Here is a 23063-nt window from a genome sequence, read left to right as displayed (position 1 = left end):
TTTACAAAAAATGTCAAAATTAAAGACAATTAGAGAATTACAAAATCTCACTCAAGAAGAATTATCAGAAAAATCAGGGGTTTCAGTGCGCACCATTCAGAGAATTGAATCAGGAAAAGATCCAAAAGGTTTCACACTTCGCGCTTTGGCTAAAGAATTAAATATTCCTGAAACGAAATTATTAAACAAAAAAATGGAAGCAAATGAAAACTCCGAACTTAGTGAAAATGAAAATTCGCCAGAAGAGTTACCAATCAATTTTTCCAAATTAAAATTAATCAATCTGTCTTCAATTCCGTTTATAATACTTCCGCTTTTAAACTTTTTAATACCGGCAATGTTGATGTACACTATGAAGCAAACAAATGCTATCACAAAACAAATCATTTCATTGCAAATTATTTGGTCGATTTCCGCACCTATAATTTTTATTTTAGGGCTTTTTTTAAAACTTGGAAATAAGTTCACTTTGGTACTCTTAATTTTAATTATTTTATCAAATGTATTTCTTATCATTAGAAATGCGATAGAATTAGACCGAAACCAAAAACTTTATTATAAATTGAATTTCAGTATGTTATAATATTTGTCAGGGTTTTGTCGGGTCATTGTCGGGCATTTTTTTAGTTTAAAATGACTGCGTTTTCAATCTTTGCACAATAAAAAAAACGAAAACCAGTATGACAAAATCTATTCTAATATTCAGTTTGGTTGCACTCTTTACAAGTTCAAAAACAAGCGCGCAAGTCAGCAAAAATTCAGATCTCTACAAAACCATTCTATCACAAGATAGTTTGCTATTTAATGTTGGTTTTAATACTTGCAATATTTCGCAATACGACAAATCTTTAAGCGAAGATTTCAAATTTTATCATGATAAAGACGGAATTTCAGATAAAACCAAATTTCTTTTTGATTTAAAAAATGGACTATGCAAAAACCCAGAAACCAGACAGGTAAAAAGATCTTTAGTAAAAGAAAGCACCGAAATTTTTCCGCTCTATAGAAACGGTCTTCTTTACGCAGCCGTGCAAAATGGTGCACATATATTTTCCGAAAAACGGGAGAGCCAAGCCGGAATAGCAAAATTCACCAATGTTTGGGAAATACAAAACGGCGAATGGAAATTAGCCACTTCCATCAGTTTTGACCACAAAACTTACGAAAATAGAAAACCAGAAAAAACCATTTTTGAAAACGACCAAGAAACCGAAAAATGGCTTCAAGAAAATAAAATACCAACTTTAGGACTTGGAATTATAGAAAACGGAAAACTACAAAAAGTAAAGGTTTTCGGAGAAATAAAAAAAGGAATTTCTGCACCATACAATACCATTTTTAATGTGGCATCGCTCACAAAACCAGTAACAGCAATGGTTGCGCTGAAATTAGTAAGTTTAGGAAAATGGAGTTTAGATGAACCCGTTTACAAATATTACACAGATCCTGATGTTGTAAATGATCCTCGAAATAAAGAATTAACGACACGCATAATCTTGAGCCATCAAACAGGTTTCCCAAATTGGCGGTTTATGAATGAAAGTAAAAAACTAAATTTTCAGTTTGAACCTGGAACAAAATACCAATATTCTGGTGAAGGCTATGAATATTTAAGAAAAGCCTTGGAGAAAAAATTCAATAAATCACTGCAAAAATTAGCGGAAGAACTTGTTTTTAAACCACTTAAAATGGAAGATACAAGTTTTGTTTGGACCAAAAATTTAGACACTTCAAGATTGGCAATTGGTTATGATAAAGATGGAAATGCTTACAAAAGTTTAAAAAATTTAACACCAAATGCAGCAGATGATTTAACGACGAGTATTGAAGATTACGGGAAATTTCTAGTGAATGTAATGAATGGTGGCAATCTTTCAGACCAAGTTTTCGCTGAAATGGTTTCACCGCAAGTCGCCACAAAAAACGGCAAACATTTTGGGCTCGGTTTTGAAATCTACAATTTCAAAAATGGAGATTTTGCAATATCTCACGGAGGCGCAGATAAAGGCGTGCAAACCATTTTTTTTATATTTCCGAAAACAAAAAAAGGCCTAATAATTTTCACAAATGTAGATGATGGCTACAAAGTTTACGAAAAATTACTCAATTATTATTTGGGCGAGCAAGGCCAAGAAATAGTAAAAATTGAAACGACATAAACAATAATTTTGCATTGATAAATTACCATTTATAAGCAAAAAAAATTCTGAAATTATTTTCAGAATTTTTTATTTAAAAGCATAAATTAAAATTTACCTCTATTCCGCATATTCGGGTTGTGCATATGTTTTTGCATGGTTGGCAATTTCATTTGGTCTTTTAGCATTTTTATTTGCTCCGTCATCATCCCTGCGCTGTCAAGTTTTTTTGCTTCGTCTAGAAGTCTTGCACCTTCTTGTCTTCTACCCTTTTGCAGAGCGCCTGCTGCTAAATTTAAAGTTGCCATAGCGCGATCGTGTTTCATATTCAAGCCAAAATCTAAGGCTTTTTTCATCAATGGCTCCACTTTTTGAGGTTGTTTTTCGGCCAAAGTTAAACCTTGTAAATAATGAAAATAGCCAAACTGTGATTTGTGTAGTTGCTTTTCATAATCTGTAATACTTGTTAACCAATCCGCCGCTTTATCCATTTTTTGTTTTCTTAACTGGTAAAATGCCAGCAAAATAAATTCATTTTTAAAAAATAAAAATATAGGAATTCCTGCTAAAATCACGACTACAATTCCCCAACCAATGTTTCTATTAAACATTAAGAAAATTCCGGCAGCGACCATGAGGGCAGCAATTAAAAATTTGAAATACTTGTTCATTTACTTATTTTTGAGGTGCAAAGATAGAATTCAAAAATTAGAATTCAAAGTTTAAGGCTTTTGTTTTTTTAATGCCAATTTTTTATTGAAATTACTTGGCTTTTTTTCGCTCCCAAGTTTGAAAACAAAAATCAAACGCATTTTTTTCATCTTTTTCAAAACAGATTTCTTCTGTTTTGGTAAATTCTTTTGTTTTAATTTTTGGAAAAAAAGTATCTGCTTTTAAAGTAGTTTTTACCAATGTAACTTTTAAAACATCAGCAAAATCAATGGTTTGTCCATAAATACTTCCACCGCCAATCACGAAAATATTTTCATCTATTTTTTTTGCAAATTTCAACGCTTCTTTGATGCTTCCAACTATTAAAATCCCTTCTTCAAACCAATCTTTTTTATTGCTGATCACAATATTGGTGCGGTTTGGTAACGCTTTCCCAATACTTTCGAAAGTTTTTCTACCCATCACAATCGGATGATCGGTGGTTTCTTCTTTAAAATGTTTTAAATCTTTGGGAAGATGCCACAGCAATTGGTTTTGGTAGCCAATTTCATTATTCTCGCCCATTGCTACAATTAGAGTTACCATTGAAATTTAATTTTTACAAATTTAGCACTTATTTTGTATATTTGATTTTCGAATTTAAAATTAAAAACATAAAACAATGAAAAACAAAGGTTGTATGAGCGCCGGAACTATCGGTATAGTTCTCCTTGTAATTGCCGCAATTGCAGTGTTCTGGGGATTTGGTGCGTATAAAGGTTTGGTAACAGGCAATAATGATGTTCAAAAAAACTGGTCGAACGTAGAAACGGTTTATCAAAAAAGAGCCAATTTGATTCCCAATTTGGAAAACACAATTAAATCTTACACAAAATACGAACAAGGAACTCTTACAAGTGTGATTGAAGCAAGAAGCAAAGCGACATCTGTAAATATTGATGCCTCCAATCTTACCGAAGCCGATATGGCAAAATTTCAAGCAGCGCAAGGAGAATTGACTGGTTCCTTAAGCCGATTAATGGCGGTTGTAGAAAGTTATCCTAATCTAAAAGCTGACCAGCAATACATTAATTTTCAGCGGGAATATACAGCGATTGAAAATAGTATTAGAATGGAAACTGTGAATTACAACAATGCAGTGGAAACTTTTAATAATAAAGTAGAAACGCCTCCTACAAGTTTCTTGGTAATGCTTTTCCCAAAATTCAAATCAAAACCATTCTTTAAAGCAGCAGCAGGCACAGAAAAAGCACCAGAAGTTTTTAAATAAATAATGGAGTTTCTAACCAATAATGATTTAGCAACCCTAGTGGAAGCCATAAAAACTGCAGAAAATAATTCTACAGGCGAAATTAGAGTGCATATAGATTCTACAACAGAAACCCAAAATGCAAAAATAGCCTTTGAAATTTTCCAATCTTTACACATGGAACATACGGCGCACAGAAACGCCGTTTTGTTTCATGTGAATTTTGAGCAAAAATATCTTACAATTATTGGTGATACAGGAATTCATGCCGTTGTAAAACAAAAATTTTGGGATAATCTTCACGATTACGTCACACAAGAATTTGCTAAAAAAAATTATTGCGACGGTCTAAAAAATGCCATTTTAAAAACCGGTTTAGAACTAAAAAAACACTTTCCTTTAAAAGGAGAAAATCCAAATGAGTTACCCGATGAGATTACCTTCTCTTAAACGTTTTTTCGTCTTATTTTTACTGGGATTAAATCTATTAATTTCAGCCCAAAATATTCCGAAAAAACCTGCTGTTTTATACCCCGTTTACGACGAAGCAGGAATTCTATCGGCGCAAGAAAAGGAAACTTTAAACCAAAAATTAATAAAATTTTCCGACTCTACTTCTACCGAAATTGAAGTTATAATTATCCCTACAACTGGCGGACAAGACGTGAATTTTTTAGCCACAATGTATGGCGAAAAATGGGGAATTGGGCAAAAAGGCGTAGATAATGGCGTTGTTTTTTTAATTGCAACCCAAGATCACACGATGTCTATTCAGCAAGGTCGCGCAGTGGAACCTTATCTTACAGCATCTGTTGCAGGACAAATTTTGGATTATTTAGTAACGCCCGCTTTCAAACAAGGACAATGGTTTACAGGCATCGATCGTGGAACTTCCGCCATAATGGAAGCCGTACAAGGGAAATTTAAACCCATAAAAAAACCGCAAAAAGAAGAAGGTTTAAGTTTTTTTCAAATCATGCTTATCATTTTTGTCATCATTATTATATTTAATTTCTTTAAAAATAAAAATGGCGGAAATAACGATGACGACGATGTCGGACTTTCCCGAAAAGGTAGAAGAGTTTATCCCGGCGGATTTTTCCCTTTCCCAATTGGCGGCGGAGGATTTGGTGGCGGTTTCGGCGGCGGATCATCTGGCGGTGGCGGTGGTTTTGGCGGCTTCGGCGGCGGCGGAAGTTTCGGCGGCGGCGGCGCGAGTGGCGGCTGGTAAATAAAATTTAAAAAATAGTTTCAATTTTTTGGAACTGTTTTTTTTAGGTTTTCTAATTTTAAATAATTATTTTTACCACAATCACATTAACCTTGAAAAATACTTTAGTCCTTTTTGCACATCCATATTTGGAACATTCCCGATCTAACCGTGAAATTATTAAATTTTATGGCAAATACGATCATCTGGATTTTCGGGATTTGTATGAAGATTACCACGATTTTCATATTGCTGCATTTCGAGAACGTAAAAGATTACCAAATTATGAGCGCATTATTTTTCATTTTCCTTTAATCTGGTTTGGAATGCCGCCACTTTTAAAACTCTGGATTGACGAAGTTTTTGATAAACATTGGCAACAAAAAAACGAGAAAAATCCTTTAGCACAAGTCGATGCCGTTATTTTAATTACCGCAGAAGGTGATGAATCTTGTTATTCAAAAAACGGCAAATTTCGCTATACCATTGAAGAATTACTTTCAGGTTTATTGGTTTCTTTAGAAGTGAACAACATAAAATTAAAAGAAATAAAATGCATCTACAATGCCGATAAAATCAGTAAAAAAGAAATCATCCTTCACAAACAACATTTTCAAAAAATTTTAGAAAACTAATATGGAATCCTCTTTTGCAATGACGGCACTTATCTTTCTTGGTGCGGCAATCATTATGGTTCCGTTGGTTAGAAAATTGGGTTTAAGTTCCGTGGTTGGTTATATTTTAGGCGGCGTTATTATTGGTCCTTTTGTTTTAAAATTGACTGGTAGTGAAGCAGATAATATTATGCACGCGACAGAATTTGGTGTTGTAATGCTTTTATTTTTGGTCGGTTTAGAATTAGAACCCAAGAAATTTTGGGGCATGCGAAAGAAAATTTTAGGTTTGGGATTGGCTCAAATGGCTCTTACAACTGTTATACTTTTCGCGATTTTCAGTTGGGCAGATTGGCGCACAGATCAGGCTTTAACGATTGCGCTTTGCTTTTCACTTTCTTCTACAGCCATCGTTTTGCAAACTTTGCAAGAAAAAAATATTTTCAATACCGTTGCTGGTGAAGCCTCATTTTCAACCTTACTTTTACAAGATATTGCCGTAATTCCTATTTTGGCTTTCCTTCCAATTATTGCAGATTATAAACCGAAAGAAGAAACTGCAGGAACACTTTTTCTGCAAAGATTTCCAGAATGGGTTCAGTCTTTTTCGGTAATTTTTGGTGTTATTATTCTCATTATTTTAGGTCGCTACGTTTTCGTTCCTTTTTTAAGATATGTTTCAAAATCTGGTATGAATGAACTTCTGACTGCTTCTTCCCTATTTTTAGTTTTAGGCGTTTCAGAATTGATGATTTTAGTAGGTTTAAGCCCGGCTTTGGGCGCTTTTATTGCCGGCGTAATGCTTGCAAATAGTGAATTTCGCCATGAATTGGAAAGTCATATTGATCCCTTTAAAGGTTTGCTTTTGGCCGTCTTTTTCGTCAGCGTTGGTTCTACCATTAATTTTAATGTGATAATACAAAGTCCAAGTTTTATTTTAGGAACCGCTGCTGTTATTTTAGTTGTGAAATTTGTGGTGCTTTTCAGCATCGGGAAATTTCATAAAATGACCAATGATCAGAATTTTCTTTACGCTTTTGCACTGTCTCAAGTGGGTGAATTTGCTTTTGTGTTGCTTAATTATTCTTCAAATTTATATTTAATAGAACCTGTTTTTCATTCGCAAATGTTGGCGGTTGTTGCAATTACGATGTTTGCAACGCCATTTTTATTAATTTTAAATGAAAGATTTATTGCGCCTAATTTTAATATTAAATTATCCGAAGACAAAGAAAATGAATCTTTAAACCAAGATATTGAACAGCGGAAAATCATCATCGTTGGTTTCGGTCATTTTGGTTCAACAGTTGGGCGATTATTGCGGGCTAATAAAATAAAACCAACCGTTTTGGATCACGATTCTAATCAGGTAAGAATTTTGAGAAGTTATGGTTTTAAAGTGTATTACGGCGATGCGCGACGCTTGCAAATGCTTAAAACTGCGGGGGCTGAAAACGCCGATATTTTAGTTTTGTGTTTAGATAAGCCAGAAGACAATCTCTATATTTCTGAAATGGCGAGAGAAAATTTCCCACATTTAAAAATATTTGTTCGGGCTAAAAATAGAAATGACGCCTTCACTTTTATCAATAATGGTATCGATAATATTTACCGAGAAACTTTGGGAACTGCAGTAAACATGGCAGTTGACATATTGCAAACCACTGGAATGCGGAAATATGCCGCAAGAAGAATGGCAAAAAGATTTACTTTAATTGACAAAGAAGTGACGAGAAAACTCGCAAAATCTAAGATTTCTGATGATTTTACATTTACAACAAAAGATGCTTTGCAGAGAGAATCTGAACTTTTAGCACTGGATAATCTTAATTTTGATGAAAATAAATTTCAACAAAACGAAGAGGAAGATTAGAAAATTAATTCAATTTTTTTATTCAATATTCTTCAACAGTATCTTTGTCATTCCGCAGGAATCTAAGCGGTAAAGGATTTCACCGAATTCTTAAATAAACAGTTCTCGCAGATTTTGCAAATGACGCAGATTAAAATGCATTAGAAAATCTGCCAAATCCGCTTCATCTGTGAGAAAAAAAATTACCGATTCTTCACCAACAAAGTCACCAATTCTTGTATAATTTTCTGCGACACGAAATTCAAAAAATCACCGCGATCCAAATGTGGCAGAAATAATCTGAAATTTTCCGTTTTATCTTTGATTCTAATTGAGTAAAAAATCGTTCCTGTTTCGTTTCCGTCCTCGCCTTTGTTTGGTCCAGCAACGCCCGTTGTAGAAATTGCAATATCGGTTTTAAATAATTCCTGGCATTTTTCCGCCATTTCTGTGGCAACTTCTTCACTTACAACTGTGAATTTTTCAATTAAATTTTTATCAACACCCAAAATTTGTGTTTTTTTCTCGGTTTGATATGGAATTATTCCACCTAAAAAATAGTTCGACGACCCGGAAATTGAAGTAATTAACCTTGCTAATTCGCCGCCGGTGCAACTTTCTGCCGTTGAAATGGTGAGATTTTGTTTAATTAAAATATCGTGTAAAATCTGCTCTATTTTGTCTTCATGGGTTGCAATAACGCGTTCGCCAATAATCGCCGCAACTTCTTTTACTTGGATTTCTAAATCTTTTTGTAATTCTTTTTGATCATTTCCAGAAGCGGTTAATTTTAATTTTACACGATTTCCCACGGGAAGATAAGCCAAAGAAATGTGTTTTGGCAGACTTAATTCCCAACTTTCAATATCGTTTGACAATAAACTTTCCGGATAATCGACCACGGAAATAATTCGGTTTTCAATAAAATCAAGTTGAAATTTGTCCTGCAAATACGGCACAATCTGGTTTCTGATAAAAGGTTTCACTTCATACGGAACGCCGGGCAAACAAATCGCAATCTTTCCATTTACTTCTAGCATTTGGCAAGGTGCGGTTCCGTTAAAGTTCTGGAAAACAAAGGCTTTCGACAAAACCACGGCTTGGTCTTTATTGATTTCCAATAAATGTTCGCGTTTTCTCTTAATTAATAATTGCCTTAAATGCTCAAAAGTTTTTTCATCTAAAACCAATCTGTCATTGAAAAAATCTTTAAAAGCAATTTTGGTTTTATCATCTTTTGTCGGACCTAAACCGCCGGTTGTAATCACCAAATCTGCCATTTCAAAAGCAGATTTCAAGGTTTTTTTGATGGTTTCAATTTCATCAGAAATGGTGAAAATTTGAACAGTTTTAATACCGATATTTTTCAGTTGTTCTGCAATAAAAGTAGAATTGGTATCGACTGTATTTCCGGATAAAATTTCATCACCGATGGTTATGAGTGCTGCTTTCATTTATTTTAAAAGTTTGTGTAAAGGTAGTGAGATTTGAAAGTATTATAAAATTTTTAAAAATTTAAAAAAAATTTTCAAAGTTCGCTTAAAGTTATTACCTTCAATAAATGGAACGTCTACATTCAAATTACACTTTATTTAAAAAGTTTATTTCGCCAACAATTACTATCGTTATTTTCATTTGCATTTTTTACTATTCTCTAAATTCTAAAATCTACATTATATCTTTTATCTCAGTAATTTCCTTGTTTATTTACATTTGTATTTATCGGATTTTTTATTATAAACTTAGAAAAATATATTTAGATGAAACTAATCTCCAATTAATTTTGGTAGATCGGGGTAAATATGTCAAAATAAGTCTTAAACACGTTTTAAATATTTCACAAACACGAATTTTTGGACCAATAATTATTCTAAAACTAATGAATGAAAATTTTCGAGAAATTTTATTTATTCCTAAAAGAAACTATTTTTTTTGGGATAATAAAATTAAAAATAGATTAATTCATTTACAAAAAATTGCGAATTGACTTAATCAAAATAAATTAATCTTTCTCACTATGCTTCACCCAAATCAAATCATCAGTTTTAAAACCCAAAGATTTTGCTTTTGCTAAAAATCGTTGTTTGTAAGATTCAGGAATGGTTTTTTCACGGGATAAAATCCAGAGATAATCTAAATTATTACCAACAACCAAGGCGTATTTATAATCTTCATCAATATCGATCACGTTATAAGAGCCCCAAATTGGTTTAAAGAAAGACACCTTTAATTCTGCAATACTTGGTTTTTTTACAAACTTTGCTTCGCCCACAGATTCTTTCCATTTATCTTTTACATAATCGTAGCCGCGGTTGTCCACTTTTAAATTACCATTTTCTTTCTTAGAATAAGTCGCCGTTACCTGATCCATATTTTTTTCAAAGCGGTAATCAAAACGCGCCATTTCATACCATTTTCCTAAATATTTGTCGGCTTTAAAATTGTTTACTGCTTCCGCGCCTTTTGGTAAACCTATCGCGCAAGAATTTAATAAAAATATCGCGGCCGCGCTTAGACCTAAACCGAGTGCTATTTTACTGAAACTTTTCATTGGTTTTATTTAAAATCTAAACTTCAAAAATCAGACCTCTTTACAGATTAGTTTTTTCGATAAAAAGATAAATTTTAATGTGAAAAATTATATCTGAATTATACCATAAATTGGTATATTTGTTTAAACTTTAGTATAATGGCAAAAAATACTTCAATCTTGTTGGGTGATTATTACGAAAATTTTATCGCTGAAAAAATAAAAACCGGCCGTTTTTCTTCTGCAAGTGAGATTATAAGAACTGCGTTGCGCGATTTTGAACAGGAAGAATATAAAAAAGAGAAATTGATCGAGGCTTTGAAACTTGGCGAAGAATCTGGTCTTGTAACTGACTTTAATCCTAATGAATTTCTGAAACAACTGAAAGATAAGCATTTAGCCAAATGATGATTTATAATATCAGTAAGCAGGCTGCAATAGATCTTGAAAATATTTGGCTTTATACTTTAAAAAATTGGTCTCTTGAGCAGGCGGATTATTATTTAGGACTTATTTTTGAAGAAATAAAATATATTTCACAAAACCCGAAGATTGGTGAAGATTTTAGTCATTTAAGAAAAGGCTATTTTCGGGCGAGAATAAAATCACATTACATATTCTACAAAATTGATATCAAAAATAAAGAAGTTTTAATTGTAAGGATTCTTCATCAACAAATGGATATTAAAAGTAGATTTTAAAATCAAACTTCAAAAATCAGACCTTTTGTAAACGCAATCGCCTTAAAATTTTTCTTTAAAGTTTTGGTATCCAAACCTGTAAACTCACTGAAAGCCGGCAAAACCAACTGGTTTTTTGAATAAGAAAAACACGGCAATTTCACACTTTCTCTATGATTTCCGACCACAATTCCCGGATGAATATGCCCGGAAATTGTAAATTGATTTTCCTGAATTTCCGGTTCGTGAATGAATGTGAAAGGTGGGATTTCTAGTTTTTCTTCTATTAAATCAATGCAGTGTTCATCGTAAAAATCTTTCTTAATTCTGTCGTGATTGCCTTTTATCAAAGTCAGTTTTAAATGTGAAAATTGTTTTCGCCAGTTACAAAACAAATCCAAATCTGTGTTTTTTCCCGCGTGAAAAAGATCGCCGACAATTATTATGTGCTGAACTTCAAAAAAATGCAATAATTCTTCTAAATTTTTTAAATCTTTTTCCAGAATTCCGGCGGGAATCGCAATACCGTTTTTACGAAAATGCGCAGATTTTCCAACATGTAAATCACTGATTATTAAAGCATTTTCTCTATTCCAAAAGACCGCGCGAAAATTTGTGAATATTAAAATCTCGCCATTTATTTCTTTCTCTAAAACCTCAATCATTATTTTCTTTTCTTCTTTTTCATCGCAGTTTCCTGCAACCTGCGGATTCTTTCGCCCAAATCTTCATTGCTCATCGACTGCCGCAAACTGTCGACTTTTATGGGAAAACTTAAAGGCGTAAATGCGTTTGCAAATTTGAGGATAATTTTTGAATTTTCAATTCTGGAATAGGCTTCATATAATCTCGCTTCATCGATCTGTTGATTAAAAACTTCCGTGAAAGCCTGTTTATAAAGCAAATTTTCAGGATTATAGTCTTCCAAAACATTAAAAGCCAAACCTGCTGAAGACTGCAAACTCTTGTTATTTTTCTGTTGTCCGGGATATGTTTGGATCACCATTCCCGAAATTACAGCAATATCACGAAATTTTCGGCGCGCCATTTCCGTCGCATTAATAGAACTCAAAACATCCTGAATTAAATTGTCTTTGCTTAAAATTTCGGCTAAAATACCATCATCAATCGGGATTTCTTTCGCGGAAAATAATTCAAAACCATAATCATTCATCGCCATTGAAAACGATAACTGCTCAAATTTACTCAAACGAAAAGCCATCAAAGCCGACATTACCTCGTGAATTAAGCGGCCTTCAAACGGATACATAAACAAATGGTAACCTTCTCTGGTGTGAATGGATTCTACCAAAAATTCATCAGATTTCGGAATATGCGAACGCTCGCTTTGACTTGCCAAAAGCGGATGCAAAAAATTTAATTCCTTTTCAGAAGTTTTCGCCGTTAAAGAATCTGATAATTTTAAACGTAAAAACTGACCGAGATAGGAACTCATCGGCAATCTTCCACCCAAATAACTTGGAACGCGCGCTTTTCCTTTCGCACCTTTTACGTAAACCGTCATTTCTTTGATGTGAACGACTTCCAAAACGCGACCAGCGAGAATAAATTTATCGTCTTTATTGAGTTTTGTGATGAAATATTCTTCAATTATCCCGACATAACCGCCGCTGATAAATTTAACTTTCATCATCGCGTCGCTCACAATTACGCCAATATTCATCCGGTGAAGCATTGCAATTCTCCGGCTCGTGACTTTGTATATTCCGTCTTCAATCACCACTTTATGGAATTCTTCATAATTTTTAAAAGCGCCGCCGCCGACGGTGATAAACTGTAAAAGTGAAGTCCATTCTACGTTTGTAATTTCAGAAAAAGCAAAGGTATTTTTAATTTGTTTAAAGGTTTCAATCGGTTCAAAACCTTCGCCAACCGCCAACGTCACGAGATATTGCACCAAAACATCGAAAGTCATGACCATCGGAATTCTGGGTTCAATTACATTTTGTTTCACGGCTTCTTTCAAAGCGGCTACTTCAATTAATTCCAAAGAATGCGTCGGAACAAAGTAAACTTTTGACGTTTCAAATGGCGAATGTCCACTTCTGCCCGCTCTTTGTAAAAATCTCGCCACACCTTTCGCAGAACCAACCTGAATCACGGTATCAACTGGTTTAAAATCTACACCCAAATCCAAAGACGACGTTGAAACGACGGCTTTTAGATAACCTGAACTCAGATTTTCTTCAATCCAAACGCGTAAATCTTTATCAATAGAACTGTGATGAATGGCGATTTGTCCGGCAAATTCTGGATAATGCGCAAGCAAAAGTTGATACCACATTTCCGATTGACTTCTTGTGTTGGTAAAAACAATCGTGGTTTTGCTTGCCAAAATAATCGGAACCACTTTATCGACCAATTTTCCACCCAAATGTCCTGCCCAAGGTAAAATTTCAACTTCATCGGGGAAAACGGGAATTATATCTATTTTCTTTTTTTCTTTCGCGACGATTTTGGTTTTCTTTAAATCAAAAGGAATTAAAACTTCAAGCGCTTCATCCAAATTCCCAATCGTTGCGGTGATTCCCCAGATTTTTATTTTTTTTTGATAGGAAACTAATCTGCTCAAACCCAACTCAACCAAAACGCCGCGTTTGCTTCCCAAAAGTTCATGCCATTCATCGACGGCGACACATTTTAAATTTTTGAAATAACGCTGGTGGTTTTTTTGCGCTAAAAGTAAGTGTAAAGTTTCCGGCGTTACAAATAAAATATCGGGCATTTTTTTGACCTGTTTGGCTTTTTCTGAAAGTGGCGTGTCTCCATTTCTAACGCCAACCGTCCAATCCAAACCGATTTCCGCAATCGCTTCTGTCATTGCCTTTGCGATATCTTTTGCCAAAGCACGAAGCGGTGAAACCCAAAGTAATTTTAAACCGTCTTTATATTGATCCGGATGATTTAGAAAATCTGTGATTACGGCTAAAAAAACAGAAAATGTTTTACCAAAACCAGTTGGTGCGATTACCATTCCAGAATAAGCACGGCTGTATTTTTCCCAGGTTTTAAGTTGAAAATCAAAAGGCACGAAAGATTTTTCAGCCAACCATTTTTGGATGATTTTAAAACCTTCGGAATTTTGGAAATCAGTCATTAATGAAAATTTGGCTTTTAGTGGTTTTTGGTAAAAGTAACTTCAATAATTTGTAATTTAAAAATAAATTGGTGAATAAAGATATGAAAACAAATATCGGATAATTCATAAAAATAAATTATCCGATATTAAAATTAATTAAAACTTCGTACTCTTTTCCGCTTCTCCATATATTCCAAAACCGCTGATTCTGTTGTAAGCCAATTTCTGCCCTCTTTAAAAGCATCAATTTTCCCTGTTCTGGCAAGTAAACTCACATATTCTTGACCATAGGGAACATTAGGCTCTTTTACAATATCAGAAATATTTTGATATTGCTCATAAGTATTATTCAAACTGCTTAAATAAATATCAAGACTACGTTCCAAAGCCTGCAAAACCAATAATAAAATTTTAGAATAATCTTGCTGATTGGCTTTATTAAGAGCATCATAATATTTCTTGCGATCGTTTTTTAATATAATTGCAGGCGGAAAACCTAATTTCATAAAAATTAAATTAAAAAGTAACCTTGCAGTTCTACCATTTCCATCAAAAAAAGGGTGTATCCAAACAAAACGATGATGAAAAATAGCAGCTTTTATTAACGGATTTAGATCTGCAGAATTTACCCAATCAATCAATTCATCTATTAAAGATGAAACTTTTAGAGCATTCGGCGGAACAAAATTAGCACCTGAAATTCTAACCGCGCTAGTACGAAATCTTCCCGCATAATCTTTTTCAATTTTATCTAAAACTAAAGCGTGCACCGACAAAATATCAGATGTTGTAAAAACATAGTCAGGCGTCACTAACCCTTCAACATAATCTATCGCATCTTGATGGTTAACTGCTTCAAAATGCTCCCGTAAAGATTTTCCTTTAATGGTCATTCCTTCCTCTAAAACCAATTTCGTTTCATGTAAAGAAAGTGTATTTCCTTCGATACTGTTTGAATTGTAAGTCCATTCTAAAGTAAGACTTTCTTTTATACTCATCAAAGCGATTGTAGGAATAGGGCGTAATTTATCCAACTGCATTTTTTTTTCTGCAATTCTATCGAGGTAAATGTTTAAACCTTCAAATTCGTAATTATATTTCGTCCATTCCATACCACAAATGTACAACTTTATTTTTAATATCGGTTAAAATTAAAAAATAAACTATCCGATATTAATAAATTAATTTTTTCACTTCTTCGATATCGTCTATTTCATCTACTTTTTTATCTCGTCGCCATCTTAAAATTCTCGGAAAACGCAACGCAATGCCACTTTTATGTCTTTTGCTAAAACCAATTCCTTCGAAAGCAATTTCAAAAACCAGTTCGGCTTTTACTGTTCGGACCGGACCAAATTTTTCAATTGAATTTTTAGTTACAAAACGGCTTACTTCCATAATTTCTTTGTCTGTTAAACCAGAATAGGCTTTTGCAATCGTTACCAACTGATCTTCTTTTTTCACTGCAAAAGTATAATCTGTATAAAAACCGCTTCGTCTTCCGCTTCCTTTTTGAGCATAAATTAAAACTGCGTCAATCGTTAACGAATCGACTTTCCATTTCCACCAATCGCCTTTTTTTCTGCCAGAATGATAAAGCGATCTTTTTGATTTTAGCATTAAACCTTCACTATTATTTTCGCGAGAATTATTTCGAAAATCTGCTAATTCTTCCCAATTTTTAGCGAAAATTAAATTAGGAATTTTAATATTTTCAATTGAATTTTTCTTAATTAAATTTTCTAAAATCAACCTTCTTTCCACTAGTTCTAGATTTCGTAAATCTTTGCCATCAATTTCTAAAATATCATAAACGAAAGTTTGAATGGGAATTTCACGCATCATTTTAGCAGAAATTGTTTTTCTATTTAATCGTTTTTGAAGTTTATTAAAATTTAAAACTTTATCATCCAAAACTGCTAAAATCTCACCATCTAAAACAAAATCGCCCTCCATTTTAGAAAATGCATCAACTAATTCCGGAAACTGAGCATTGACCAATTCCTCTCCGCGCGACCAAATAAAAACCTCATCATTTCTTTTAATAAACTGTCCACGAATTCCGTCCCATTTGTATTCCGCTTGCCAATCGTTGATGTCGCCCAATTCTTCAACCGTTTTTTCAATCGGGTAAGCGAGGCAAAAAGGGTAAGGTTTAGAATTATCTGGATTGATATTTTCGCCGGAAATTAATTCAGAAAATTTAGTGTCCGAAACCTCCCATTTTCCCATAATTGAATGCATCAACGCACTTGATTCTTGTCCAGAAAATTTTGCCAAAGCATTGATTAATAATTTTTTGGAAACTCCAATCCGGAAACTTCCACCAATTAATTTATTAAAAATGAAACGCTCGGTGTAATCTAAACCATTCCAACTTTCCAAAACATATTCTTTTTTCTCTTCATCAGATTTACTTTTTAAATCTAATAATTCCGACATCCATTGATGCAAGGATTTTTCGATTAAATTTTCTGGCGCGGGTAAAATCAAAGATAAAGTTTCACCAAGATCGCCTACCGAAGAATAACTTTCTAAAAAAAGCCATTCGGGTAAATTTGTAATTTCTAAAGCCCAACTTCTTAAAAGATTAGAATTGATCGGTCTTTTTGGACGTTTACCAGTAAATAAAGCCAGAAACCACAGTTTGTCTTTTTCATCCGCGATTTCGAGGTAACGAACGATTGAATCAACCTTTGCGGTGGTTTTGTTGCTGCTTTCTACAGCATTTATTAATTCAGCGAAGTGTTTCATTCCTTTTCTGTTTTGATGGGTTCTGTTGAACTTTCTTCTTCGTCACCAAAATGGGTTTTTACTTCAAAAGCGTTGATTCCAATTTCGTTTAAATATTTGGTGAAGACCGCAATTTGTCCGTGTGTGACATGCACTTTTTCTGCGCCAGTTGCTTTTATGGTATTAATTAAACCATTCCAATCGGCGTGATCGGAAATTGCAAAACCAGCATCTGCAGATTTCCACCGGCGAGAACCGCGAACCTGCATCCAACCGGAACAAAAAGCATTTGCGCGATTGGGAATTTTGCGAATCATATTGGAATCTGAAAGTGCGGGCGGAACAATCACGATTTCGCCCTTTACTTTCTTTACATCATCGTGAAAATCTAAAACTTCGTACTCGGGAAGTTTAATACCACAACTTTCAATGGCTTCATTTAATTTGCCGATAGAACTGTGAACATAAATTTTTCCCGCTCCTTCCACTGATTTTAAAATCCGTTGTGCTTTACCTAAAGAATAGCCGATAAAAACAGAAGTTTTTTCTTGGCTTTTATTTAAAGAAACCCAATCTGTCATTTGATTTGAATATCGTTTTGGACTCAACCAATTGTAAATCGGCAATCCGAAAGTGCTTTCAGTGATAAATTCGTTGCATTTAACCAATTCAAAAGGCGTTGAAATTCCATCATCTTGCACTTTGTAATCGCCGGTGAAAACGGTGACATAACCTTTATATTCCATTCGGATTTGGGAAGAACCAACAATATGACCTGCTGGATGAAAACTGACTTTAACACCGTTAATCGTAATAGGTTCATTGTAACCCAGACTTTGACAATTAATATCTTCACCAATCCGTATTTTTAAAATCGGTTTTGTGAAATGATGGCACAAATATTTTTTCATGCCCCATCTTGCATGATCGCCGTGCCCGTGGGTGATGATTGCTAAATCAACCGGACGCCACGGATCCAGATAAAATTTTCCGGGAATACAGTAAATACCTTTTGAAGTAAATTTTATAAGATTCATTATAAAAAATTATTAATATCCTAAATTTAAAATAATTAAAAACAGAACGTCGATCTTTTTTAAAAAATTTAATTAGATTTCGATTAATGTTCAAAATTTTATCATCTACAAGTCTATTTAATTTTAATTTTTAATAAATAATCTTTAGAATTCTTACCCAATATCAAGCTCTAAAATTTTTACTTTTTAAAACATTTAGGAAATTTTTAACAAGAATAATAGATAAAAAAAACTCTATGGTTCAATAATTGAATAGAATTGAGCATCTAATTCTATTAAGATTTCAATTACCTTTTATAAACAGGTACGCTAAGAATTAATTTAAACATCAAAGAAATTGTTTCTTTTAACTTAAAAAACTTTAATTATGATTACTAAAATACCACAAACACCCGAAAACATTGTTGCATTCAAAGCAAGTGGAGAAATTACAAAAAAAGATTATGAAAATTGCGTTATACCTGAAATTAAGGCCAAAGTTAATCAATTTCATGAGTTGAATTTTCTTTTTTATTTAGACTCCACATTGGGCGATTTTTCTTTAGGCGCAATGGTAGAAGATGCTGCAATTGGAATTAAAAACTTAATCAATTGGAATAGAATCGCAATCGTAACAGACCAAGCAAGTATCCGCAATTTCACGGAAATATTTAGTGTTATAATGCCTGGCGAATATGAAACCTTCCACGTTGAAGATTTAGAAAACGCAATTTATTGGTGTGCAAATGGTAATGAAAAGGATTAAAATATTAAGCGAAAATTAAATATAATAAATAAATAATTAAAATAATAATATTATGAAAAGTATGAAACCCGATTTGGGAATTACACAAAAAAATTTAGACGGCGTAAACGGATTGCTAAATAAAGTTTTAGCAGATGGAAACGTTTTGTATATTAAATTAAGAAAATTTCACTGGAATTTATCTGGAGATAATTTCTTGGAATTACACGAACTTTTTGAAGCCCAATATACCGCAATTGGTGAAGCTGTAGATTCAGTTGCAGAAAGAATTAGTACGCTTGGCGGTATTGCAATTGGCACTACAAAAGAGTTTGCAAGCATGTCGCAGTTAAAAGAAAATCCTGGGAAAATACCCGATAACCAAACAATGCTCAGAGAGTTGGTAGCTGATCATGAAAGCATCATCAAATCTCTACGTGACTTTATTGCACAATGTGAGGATAAATTTAAAGATGTTGGTTCGGCAGATTTCTTGACTGGCTTGATCCAAGAGCATGAAAAAATGGCCTGGAAACTTAGAAAATATTTCAAATAAACACCTGAAACAGTGAAAAAATAATAGTGTTTTTTCTATGTTAAGCAAAGAAAAAGTCCTCTAGTTAAATTTAACTAGAGGACTTTTTTATAAATTATTGCGCTTAAATTAAAATTTAATAACGCTTTTCATTTTTTCGTTTTCTTCATTTACCAACTCATCATCTACCAAAATTTTACCAGAATGCTCATCGATAATAATTTTTTTACGTTGTGCAATTTCCATTTGCTTTTGTGGTGGCAAAGTGAAAAACGAACCTTTTGGTGCGCCTCTTTCTAAACCAACAACGGCTAAACCTGTGTTAGAATTATTTCTAATTCTTTGGTAAGATGCCAGCAATCTTTGGTCAATATTTTTGGCAAATTCTTCAGATTTTTTCAATAAATAATCTTCTTCTTTTTGGGTTTCGTTTACCAAAGTTTCCAACTCGTCTTTTTTGAAACCAAGATGAGATTTTAATTCTGCAATCTTGGTTTTCAACTCGTCTAAAGCGTCTTGCTTGTGGGCGATTTTAGCATTATACTCTTTAATTCTTTTATCAGCCAACTGAATTTCTAGTTCCTGAAATTCGATTTCTTTTGCTAAAGATTCAAATTCTTTGTTGTTGCGAACGTTATCTTGCTGCGTTTTATATTTGTCTATCAAAGTTGCAGCATGCGTCATTAATTCTTTCTTATTATTAACTTCGTCACTTTGCTCTTTAATTTCTGCTTCAAATTTTTCGGATCTTTTTTGCAGACCTTCAATTTCTATTTCCAAATCTTCCACTTCAATCGGCAATTCGCCACGTGTGTTTCGAATTTCATCTAATCGGGAATCTATGATTTGTAAATCATACAGCGCTCTTAATTTTTCTTCTACGGAAATTTCGATATTTTTCTTTGCCATACTATTATAAGAAATATTTTACAGGATTTGTATTTACCTCGGTTTTTAAGACTGCAAAGGTAGTGAATTTTTGTGATAATTTTTCAAATAATTGTTGCACAATAAATTGCTCGGATTCAAAATGCCCAATATCGCAAAGCAGCATTTTTTCTTCCACGCCAAAGAAGTCGTGGTATTTTAGGTCACCTGTGAGATAGGCGCAACAATTATTTTTTAGTGCAGCAGAAATTCCCGACGCGCCACTTCCGCCTAAAACCGCCACTTTCTTTATCTTTTTATAAGCCGTATTACTGTGTCGAATGATTTTTAAATTAAATTTTTCTTTAATTAAATTTAAAAATTCTCCTACTTCCATTTCCATTTCAAACTCGCCAAATCTACCCAAACCAGAATATTGGTTTTCATTTTCTAAACTAATAATTTGGTGCGCAATTTCTTCATAAGGATGCGCCGCTTTCATTGAAGCAAGAATTTTATTTAATTTAAAACCTTCAAAAATTACGGAAATTAAATCTTCGTTGGCGTTTTCTCTTTCATTTAAAGTCCCCGAAAAAGGATTTGAACCTTCCTTCGGACGGAAAGTTCCGCCGCCAGAAATAGTAAAACTGCATTCATCATAGAAACCAATATTTCCTGCGCCTGCTTTAAACAAAGATTCCTTTAATTTTTCCGAATACTCTTTTGGGACATAAACTTGAAGTTGTTTCAAGGCATTTTTTTTCGGCATTAAAATTTGTTGATTTTTTAAGCTTAAAATTTCACATATTTTATAATTTACACCGAAATAATCATTATCAAAAGACGTGTGAATGGTATAAATCGCGATTTTATTTTCAATGGCTTTTAAAACGGCTTTTTCGACATAATTTTTACTTGTGATAGTCTTTAAACCAGAAAAAATAATGGGATGAAAAGCGACAATAAAATTAATATTTTTTGAAATGGCTTCTTCTACAACACATTCTAAAGCATCATGACAAATTAAAATTCCGGAAACATTTCTCTCCAGATTTCCGCAAAGCAAGCCTACATTATCAAAATTTTCTGCTTTCTGCAAGGGAAACAAATCGGCAATTTGTGCGGCAACTTCTTTTACTTTCATTTTTAATTCCGTATTTTTCACGAAGATATTAATTTGTTTTTTAATTAAATAAAAATGAATCCCGATAAATCTGAATATAATTATAAACCACAGAAAAACCCGATTTTAAATAAAATATATCAGATTATTTATTTTTCTGATACCAAAGCGGGAAAATTTTTTGATGTGGCTCTACTCGTGCTGATTCTTTTGAGCACGGCTTTGGTGATGTTGGAAACGGTAAGTTTAATTAACATAAAATACCACCACCTTTTTTTCATCGTTCAGTTGGTGATTACCATACTTTTTTCGATAGAATATGCGCTGCGAATTTTCACTATTAAAAATAAAAAAAGTTACATTTTCAGTCCACTTGGCATTATAGATTTTATTTCTATTACGCCATTTTACTTAAGTTTAATATTTCCTGTTTTGCATTTTTTTGTGATTATAAGAATGCTTCGCATGATGCGGATTTTCAGAATTTTTAATCTTGCAGATTACCAGCAAGATGGCACTTATATATTGAAAGCCTTGCGAGAAAGCAGCCGAAAAATTTATATTTTTCTTTTATTTTTGGTGGTTTTCATCGTCATCATCGGTTCTTGCATGTATGTTATCGAAGGTGGAAAAAACGGTTTTAGCAGCATTCCACAGTCCATTTATTGGGCGGTAGTTACGATTACAACGGTTGGTTATGGCGACATTTCACCAGCAACAGCGGGCGGAAAATTTTTATCAATTCTAGTGATGCTTTGCGGCTATAGCATAATTGCAGTTCCCACGGGCATTGTAACTTCGCAATTTCGGAAACAAACTAAAAGTGGAAAATCTTGCGACCGATGCGGAAATAAGGAAAATGATAAGGATGCGCGGTTTTGTAAAATTTGTGGGGAGAAGATTGTTTAAAATAATTTCAAAATCAGAAACTACTCAATTGTGACAGAATTTTTGAAAACTTGAAACGTCACAATTTGCAATAAATCTTGCCAATCCGCATCAAATAAATTACCTGTAAACAAAAACATTCCATTATTTAAAGAATTAGAAATTGCAGGTGCCAAAATAAATTGATTTTTATTTGAAATAATAATTTGCTTTCCAATATTTTCAGTAGAAAATGTTTTTAAATTCTGCTTCCCAATTTCATCTAAATAAACCGAAATTTTAAAGGTGTTTTCTTTATAAACATTTGGATTTTGCTTAAAATCTACATCAAACCCATTCAAAGATTTTGATAAATTTTCTTCAATTTTGTTAGATTTTTTAACAAGATAAATTTTCGTGTAAACTGCATCTTTATTTTTAATATTTTCTAAATATATAACTTTTTTAAAATCAAAACATTTCGATGAATTGTACAATTCTTGAAACGCTATGGGATGATTATCATAAAATAGTATATAATTATCCTTGCCGTCTTTTAAATAATTTTCTTGGACTAATTTCTTATTTTCTTTCAAAAAACAATTTTTAAGCTTTTCTAAATCTTCGCTTTCAAGGGCTTCGTGGAAAGAAATACTATTTTCATTAAATAAATTTTTTGCTTTTAGATAATTTTTATAATCTATAAAAGTGAATTGAAATAAATTATAATCAGGTTTTACAATCTCAAAATTTTTCAAACCTGCTTTTTCAAAATTAGTTTTGATGAGTTCATTATCAAAATTAACATCAACCATTTTTTTAAATAAATCTAAAAAATAATTATTCTGTATCGCAACTTTTAACGAATCAAAATCTTTCTGATCCTTTTCACTCATTTTTGATAATTCCTCATTGGACAAATTACTTTTCTTTTTTAATAATGAATCTAGTAGAACAGAATAATTTTCTTTTAAATTTTTTAATGCAAGTGAATCGGCCTCATTTATTAAATTTAACACAAATGCGTTATCGGTTCTTTGTTTCATAAAGTTTGAAACAAAAAATTTTTCATTAAATTTTACGGTTAAAACATTATTTTTTTGCGCATAAAAAATATTTAAACTAAAAAAAA

Annotated in this window: 24 protein-coding genes; 12 read left to right on the top strand and 12 right to left on the bottom strand. The window is 32.9% G+C overall.

Annotation, left to right across the window (positions count from 1 at the left end):
• Positions 1–10: 10 nt before the first annotated feature.
• Together C4S29_RS11890 and C4S29_RS11885 are read left to right on the top strand one after the other, a co-directional pair.
• Complete coding sequence (locus C4S29_RS11890) at positions 11–583, top strand: helix-turn-helix domain-containing protein (RefSeq protein WP_103914321.1); 573 nt, start codon at positions 11–13, stop codon at positions 581–583.
• Positions 584–680: 97 nt separating this feature from the next.
• Positions 681–2159 (top strand): serine hydrolase, encoded by a 1479-nt coding sequence (locus C4S29_RS11885; RefSeq protein ID WP_103914320.1) that lies wholly within the window; start codon positions 681–683, stop codon positions 2157–2159.
• Positions 2160–2245: 86 nt separating this feature from the next.
• On the opposite strand, the gene C4S29_RS11880 is transcribed toward C4S29_RS11885, so the two are convergent.
• Both C4S29_RS11880 and C4S29_RS11875 read right to left on the bottom strand, forming a co-directional pair.
• On the bottom strand, positions 2246–2809 hold the full coding sequence (locus C4S29_RS11880) for a hypothetical protein (RefSeq protein WP_103914319.1): 564 nt from the start codon (positions 2807–2809) through the stop codon (positions 2246–2248).
• A gap of 91 nt (positions 2810–2900) precedes the next feature.
• Positions 2901–3395: a dihydrofolate reductase gene (locus C4S29_RS11875; RefSeq protein WP_103914318.1), complete on the bottom strand. Its 495-nt coding sequence runs from the start codon at positions 3393–3395 to the stop codon at positions 2901–2903.
• Positions 3396–3471: 76 nt separating this feature from the next.
• Here C4S29_RS11875 and C4S29_RS11870 point away from each other — a divergent pair, with 76 nt between their 5' ends.
• From C4S29_RS11870 to C4S29_RS11850, 5 genes are all read left to right on the top strand, one after another.
• A complete protein-coding gene (locus tag C4S29_RS11870) occupies positions 3472–4080 on the top strand; it encodes a LemA family protein (RefSeq protein WP_103914317.1) in 609 nt (202 codons plus the stop codon).
• Between the two features lie 3 nt (positions 4081–4083).
• Positions 4084–4509 (top strand): TPM domain-containing protein, encoded by a 426-nt coding sequence (locus C4S29_RS11865; RefSeq protein WP_103914316.1) that lies wholly within the window; start codon positions 4084–4086, stop codon positions 4507–4509.
• Complete coding sequence (locus C4S29_RS11860; protein ID WP_103914315.1) at positions 4490–5290, top strand: TPM domain-containing protein; 801 nt, start codon at positions 4490–4492, stop codon at positions 5288–5290. Before C4S29_RS11865 ends, C4S29_RS11860 begins: the two co-directional genes overlap by 20 nt.
• Positions 5291–5382: 92 nt before the next feature.
• Positions 5383–5904 (top strand): NAD(P)H-dependent oxidoreductase, encoded by a 522-nt coding sequence (locus tag C4S29_RS11855; protein ID WP_103914314.1) that lies wholly within the window; start codon positions 5383–5385, stop codon positions 5902–5904.
• Position 5905: 1 nt separating this feature from the next.
• Positions 5906–7756 (top strand): monovalent cation:proton antiporter-2 (CPA2) family protein, encoded by a 1851-nt coding sequence (locus C4S29_RS11850; RefSeq protein WP_103914313.1) that lies wholly within the window; start codon positions 5906–5908, stop codon positions 7754–7756.
• 182 nt (positions 7757–7938) lie between these two features.
• Here the strand turns inward: C4S29_RS11850 and C4S29_RS11845 are convergent, their stop codons facing one another.
• Entirely contained in the window at positions 7939–9189 is a 1251-nt protein-coding gene (locus C4S29_RS11845; RefSeq protein ID WP_103914312.1) for a CinA family nicotinamide mononucleotide deamidase-related protein, read from the bottom strand.
• A 548-nt stretch (positions 9190–9737) separates the two neighbouring features.
• Positions 9738–10286, bottom strand: a complete 549-nt coding sequence (locus tag C4S29_RS11835; RefSeq protein WP_103914310.1) for a lipocalin family protein — start codon at positions 10284–10286, stop codon at positions 9738–9740.
• Between the two features lie 138 nt (positions 10287–10424).
• Between C4S29_RS11835 and C4S29_RS11830 the strand changes: the two genes are divergently transcribed.
• Together C4S29_RS11830 and C4S29_RS11825 are read left to right on the top strand one after the other, a co-directional pair.
• Positions 10425–10673, top strand: coding sequence for a type II toxin-antitoxin system ParD family antitoxin (locus C4S29_RS11830; protein ID WP_103914309.1), 249 nt, complete (start codon positions 10425–10427; stop codon positions 10671–10673).
• Positions 10670–10966, top strand: coding sequence for a type II toxin-antitoxin system RelE/ParE family toxin (locus C4S29_RS11825; RefSeq protein ID WP_317045079.1), 297 nt, complete (start codon positions 10670–10672; stop codon positions 10964–10966). The genes C4S29_RS11830 and C4S29_RS11825 overlap by 4 nt, the downstream gene beginning before the upstream one ends.
• Positions 10967–10968: 2 nt before the next feature.
• Here the strand turns inward: C4S29_RS11825 and pdeM are convergent, their stop codons facing one another.
• The 5 genes from pdeM to C4S29_RS11800 all read right to left on the bottom strand — a co-directional run bounded on the left by pdeM (position 10969) and on the right by C4S29_RS11800 (position 17815).
• Positions 10969–11610 (bottom strand): ligase-associated DNA damage response endonuclease PdeM, encoded by a 642-nt coding sequence (pdeM, locus tag C4S29_RS11820; RefSeq protein ID WP_103914307.1) that lies wholly within the window; start codon positions 11608–11610, stop codon positions 10969–10971.
• On the bottom strand, positions 11610–14063 hold the full coding sequence (locus C4S29_RS11815; RefSeq protein WP_103914306.1) for a ligase-associated DNA damage response DEXH box helicase: 2454 nt from the start codon (positions 14061–14063) through the stop codon (positions 11610–11612). The genes pdeM and C4S29_RS11815 overlap by 1 nt, the downstream gene beginning before the upstream one ends.
• Before the next feature lie 134 nt (positions 14064–14197).
• Entirely contained in the window at positions 14198–15157 is a 960-nt protein-coding gene (locus C4S29_RS11810; RefSeq protein WP_103914305.1) for a Fic family protein, read from the bottom strand.
• 61 nt (positions 15158–15218) lie between these two features.
• Positions 15219–16799, bottom strand: coding sequence for an ATP-dependent DNA ligase (locus C4S29_RS11805; protein WP_103914304.1), 1581 nt, complete (start codon positions 16797–16799; stop codon positions 15219–15221).
• On the bottom strand, positions 16796–17815 hold the full coding sequence (locus C4S29_RS11800; RefSeq protein WP_103914303.1) for a ligase-associated DNA damage response exonuclease: 1020 nt from the start codon (positions 17813–17815) through the stop codon (positions 16796–16798). Before C4S29_RS11800 ends, C4S29_RS11805 begins: the two co-directional genes overlap by 4 nt.
• A 367-nt stretch (positions 17816–18182) precedes the next feature.
• Between C4S29_RS11800 and C4S29_RS11795 the strand changes: the two genes are divergently transcribed.
• Together C4S29_RS11795 and C4S29_RS11790 are read left to right on the top strand one after the other, a co-directional pair.
• Positions 18183–18560, top strand: a complete 378-nt coding sequence (locus C4S29_RS11795; RefSeq protein WP_103914302.1) for a SpoIIAA family protein — start codon at positions 18183–18185, stop codon at positions 18558–18560.
• 52 nt (positions 18561–18612) lie between these two features.
• Positions 18613–19095, top strand: a complete 483-nt coding sequence (locus C4S29_RS11790; RefSeq protein ID WP_233740542.1) for a Dps family protein — start codon at positions 18613–18615, stop codon at positions 19093–19095.
• Positions 19096–19203: 108 nt separating this feature from the next.
• On the opposite strand, the gene C4S29_RS11785 is transcribed toward C4S29_RS11790, so the two are convergent.
• Together C4S29_RS11785 and C4S29_RS11780 are read right to left on the bottom strand one after the other, a co-directional pair.
• Positions 19204–19983: a zinc ribbon domain-containing protein gene (locus C4S29_RS11785; protein ID WP_103914301.1), complete on the bottom strand. Its 780-nt coding sequence runs from the start codon at positions 19981–19983 to the stop codon at positions 19204–19206.
• 4 nt (positions 19984–19987) lie between these two features.
• Complete coding sequence (locus C4S29_RS11780; RefSeq protein WP_103914444.1) at positions 19988–21085, bottom strand: Nif3-like dinuclear metal center hexameric protein; 1098 nt, start codon at positions 21083–21085, stop codon at positions 19988–19990.
• Positions 21086–21139: 54 nt separating this feature from the next.
• Between C4S29_RS11780 and C4S29_RS11775 the strand changes: the two genes are divergently transcribed.
• Positions 21140–21973: an ion transporter gene (locus C4S29_RS11775; RefSeq protein WP_103914300.1), complete on the top strand. Its 834-nt coding sequence runs from the start codon at positions 21140–21142 to the stop codon at positions 21971–21973.
• 20 nt (positions 21974–21993) lie between these two features.
• Here the strand turns inward: C4S29_RS11775 and C4S29_RS11770 are convergent, their stop codons facing one another.
• The gene (locus tag C4S29_RS11770; protein WP_146063319.1) at positions 21994–22977 is read right to left on the bottom strand and encodes a preprotein translocase subunit SecD family protein; all 984 of its coding nucleotides are present in this window, start codon (positions 22975–22977) and stop codon (positions 21994–21996) included.
• Positions 22978–23063: the final 86 nt, after the last annotated feature.

Origin of the sequence: Halpernia humi (genome assembly GCF_900108025.1) — a bacterium.
Classification (GTDB): domain Bacteria; phylum Bacteroidota; class Bacteroidia; order Flavobacteriales; family Weeksellaceae; genus Halpernia; species Halpernia humi.
This window is presented reverse-complemented; position numbering and strand designations above follow the sequence as displayed.